Source organism: Endozoicomonas atrinae (genome assembly GCF_001647025.1).
Classification (GTDB): Bacteria; Pseudomonadota; Gammaproteobacteria; order Pseudomonadales; family Endozoicomonadaceae; genus Endozoicomonas; species Endozoicomonas atrinae.
The window spans coordinates 1-4,121 of record NZ_LUKQ02000366.1 but is presented as its reverse complement, the minus strand read 5'-3'; the positions used below and the strand labels follow the sequence as shown (position 1 = coordinate 4,121).

The following is a 4,121-nucleotide window of genomic DNA, read 5'->3' as shown; positions in this document are numbered from 1 at the left end:
ATCATCCTGAGTTTTAATCTGACTGGCTATTTGATCTACCAGTTTTTCGTTGATTTCAACGCTCATTGTTATTCTCCATTTTGGAGTATTAACGACAAGCGTTTACACAATTTAAATTACATTCCCGATTTGATTCATCCACAAGCTACCGGGCTACTTCCAGAAATCGTTCTGTCTAAGTCACATTTCATATAGTCTTCGAGGTCTTCTGCTCCCAGTCGCTGTTTAAGTTCTGTAAAACCTTTAATAACTTTCTCCAGCTTCTGCTCGGCAGAATTACGCATATCACAAACTGAACTGTCAACTTTCCATTCACTTTCGGATTTTTCCAGCAGTAATTCATAAAGCGAGTCTCTTACGTCAGTGTCCTGATTACCTGCTGTACCACCAGCCTGCCCTACCGTAATACCTTTTGTTTTAAGCACTCTGAAAAGCTGCTTTCTTGTTGATAAAAGATCAGAAATACCCGGCACTGGTTGTAGATTTTTCAGATACTGTTTTACATCGTTCATCTCTTCAATGATAAAACCAACCCTTTGCTGAAGGTGATACAATTGCATGCCTTTTTCTGTATTGACAGCATCTACCATCATATCCTGAGTCAGTTGATGGGTAGCATCTCTGGCTCGATTCAGGGCTACCTCATATAGAGATACGCTTTCAAATGCACGTTTGATTAGGGCTTGAACCTGCTTTGGATCAGATAGTTTTGTAAGGAAATCGATGCTACTTATACTGACCGGCTGATCTGGATCTCTATCATAGAGCCATTTAGAGTCATGTTCCCACGGTCGTCTAGATGCTTCCTCAAAAGCAGCATCGCAGAAGATTCTCATTTTTTCGTACCTATCAACAAAGAGTATGGCTCGGTTAAACTGGTCCATACACTTATTCCATAGGTTATAGGCAAGATCTCCAAACACCCAGACAGCAAGTACTGGTGATTGCTGAGTTTCAGGAAATTCACTGTCGACTGTTTTTAGTTCATGTTCATAGTCTTCACCATACTCAAGCTTTTCGCTAAACAATTGCAGTCGGCTACTCATATCATTAATAAGTTTTGCATAATCAGATTCTTGTTCTTTTTTCTCCAATGGTTCAGACCTCTCTGAGGTAATTTCTTCTTTAAGCTGATTATTTCTTTTTTCTCTTGCTTCCCGTTTCTGTTTTGACTGTTTCCTTTTCTCCATATTTTCTCGTATTATTTCTTTTTTATTATTTTTTTCACTCTCAAGTTCATCTATATAAGCTTGACGCGCTTCCTCATTTTTTTTCAATCGAGCTTTACATGCTTCATTAAGTGTTTTTATAGAATTTCCCAAATTCTGGGACTCAGTATGATCAGGATTGTATTTCTGAATAACCTTTAGATTTACTTCATTGAGTATCAAACAACAACTTTTAATCTGCTCTATAAACTGATCATGAGTCGAGATGTCATCCAGAAAGTGACTGGTCAATGATCTTAACAAACTTTTGGCGATCTCTGAAGAAACCCTGGCTAATCGAGTAATGAATACTTTGCTGCTATCTGTTTGTATCGTTCGATATATTCTATGCTCAGATATTGTTTTAAAGAGACACATAGTGCTGTTTAAGAGTCCCGGGTACTGTAATGATTTCACAAGTATCATCAGGATCATATCTTCCAGTTGTTTAACAGAGTTATGCCAGACTTCCTTGATCTCGCCAGGTACTTCTGATTCCTGCAGTGTCAATAAACGCTGAAGTGGGCTACTTTGCAGCAGGATGCACAATGACTCTGTAACCATTATGAACTCGTCAGGGAATTCAGCAATATGGCCAGATAATGCGTTAAGGCTATCAAGAAGTCCATCCAGTGTGTTGGCAAGCCTCTCTCTAATATCCTGTGTATCCACCTCGCACAATTTAATCATTTTATAAACAAGGTCACAGGTAAATTGTATATGCCACTGAATGCACTGCCTGGAAAAAGTTTCCGGCACATCCACTGGTTCGTCTTCACCAGCCTGCAGTTTCAGCTTTTTGTCCAGAGATTTTGCGAATGCAGAGAGTGTTATTGGCGGGTCTACTAGTTGACTATCGAGGGTCTCCTGTATGGCCAATTCATCCGAGCTCATCTCAAAAACTTTTGATCCCTGTTGCACTAATGGTTGATTGGACAGTTCTGGGCGGCAATAACTCGTTTCTACCGGTCTGATGAATGGCGCTTTCAGAGTAAAAAGTGTTCGCTTGAAATAGGGATAATAATACATAATTGAAACGTCCAGATTCCATAGATCATCAGTTTCCAGTCTTACTATGTAGTCTCTTGCTTCTTTGGTTTTGGCCATTTTTTTCATTTTGCTTATTTCTTCATCAGACTGCTTATGGGATGCCAAGTAAGCAGACAGGCTCATTCTTACTTTCTCCCTCTCTGTAAACTTAACCGGATCTAATGAGAGTGCAGCCTGGCTTAGTTGGCTGCTGCGAGGATAAATGTTTGCATGAGTTGTTGGTGGAGCCAAAAGAATTTTTGCGGATGGTAGCGCTTTTATTTTATGTAAGGGAGGTATTTTTACCAAGCTTTTGCTATCCCTAAGCTGATTCTGCAATTCCCTGCGCTGTTTTCTTAGTTCACTTGTTGAAAGCTTTACCTTGTTACCTTTTTTATCAAAACTATCATTGATGCGAATTTTCTGCTGGAAATCGAAACCGTCGAGGTAGAGCAGCTTGACTGCATCTGGCGTCTTTCTGATAGCCCCAGGGTACCTGAGTTGAAGTACCTGTTGAACTGAAAAGGACTCCCCGGAATCTCCTGTCCCACATGGGGCAGATGATGGCGTTAATTCAGTACCAGCCTCATTAGTTCCCGGGTATTCTACTTGCGTAAGCTGCATAGCTTCGGAGGGTGCTTCACCCGCTGCCAGGTTGACATCACCTGCATTGCAGTTTGCAGCAACTGGCAATTTACCGGGTGTGCGCTGTAATAAGCTTGAGCCATCATTGACTGGCCGCTTGCTTTAGTGTGGATCGGCTTCCTGGTGTTTGGTGTTTTTTCCTTTACCAGCAGTTTTTTGGATGGGCCTGATGCACCTCCATTGATACTGTCAAAAGCTTTTTCCTGTTGCCTGTCATCGGTATGAGGTGTCTGCTTTTGAGAGCATTGACGTGCTTTTGGAACAAATTCAGCTGCTTCGGGATCTAGATAGACCTTTTTCTTTACTGCTATTTCTCTACCCGCTTTCGCCATGGTTGCCTCTGGCTGCACAGCCTTGCTCTCAACCCCCTGATACGGTGTTTTTTCATGAGCATTGAATTCAACCAGGCTCGAAGGCAGCCAGCCTGGTATTTGATAAGAAGATGCTGGGACACAATTTTTATAAGGATTTATGTGATTAGATGATACTGTATTCGGTGATTGATGCATTAAAAAGGCTTGCTCCACATGACAAAGGGGCAAACCGGCTGTATTAAGATGTGCAGGTACTAAAGAAACAGCCCCAGCGGGCTCAGGAAACAGATGGCTTGTTTCATTGCAAAGATCTGGCCTGTTAGCATATGGCAGTGTGCTAAAGCTACATGGAGGTTGCTGCAGAAATGGCACTGCACTGGGAGCAGGTTGATTTCCAGAACACTCTAGAGCAACCATCTGACCGGCTAAATGGCTGGTAGGCAGTAACTGACCCGGGACTAACGAAACGGGCTGGATGCCCCTTGATGAAATGGCTGTATTGTGAAGAGGATATGGATTCATGCTGTAGGACATTAATGCTCTATGATTTAACGGGGCTGGGTTTTGTACATGGCCGCTTTTAGAGTGAGGAGGCATAGACAGCCTTGGTGATTCAGTTCCTGGATGATATGCCTTTGTAACTACACTCATAGGAGGGAATGGCATTCTAAAAACTCTCTCAATTAATTTAGAATTGGTATGTCCTGATTTTGTAATACCAATTGAATTTTCTAACTACTGTATAACTGCCCAATCACGGGAGCACAGACTGAACAGTCGACCAGCTTCGCTGCAAAGGTTATTCCAAGCTTCACAGCAACAATCTACAATATTTTCATAACCTGAAAATGCTTTGTTTGATAAGTCATGCTCCCGCATCCACTCCCATAGCCTTTCTGAGCTGTTTAACTCCGGTGCGAATGGT

At 41.9% G+C, this 4,121-nt stretch carries 2 protein-coding genes and 1 pseudogene; all 3 read right to left on the bottom strand.

From position 1 onward, the window contains the following. Positions 1-134: 134 nt before the first annotated feature. Entirely contained in the window at positions 135-2,930 is a 2,796-nt protein-coding gene (locus tag AK963_RS26235) for a hypothetical protein (RefSeq protein ID WP_139117680.1), read from the bottom strand. Next, positions 2,843-3,391, bottom strand: a complete 549-nt coding sequence (locus AK963_RS32535; protein ID WP_139117679.1) for a hypothetical protein — start codon at positions 3,389-3,391, stop codon at positions 2,843-2,845. Before AK963_RS32535 ends, AK963_RS26235 begins: the two co-directional genes overlap by 88 nt. A gap of 540 nt (positions 3,392-3,931) precedes the next feature. Continuing rightward, positions 3,932-4,121, bottom strand: a pseudogene (locus tag AK963_RS35985) (IS630 family transposase); the annotation flags it as partial.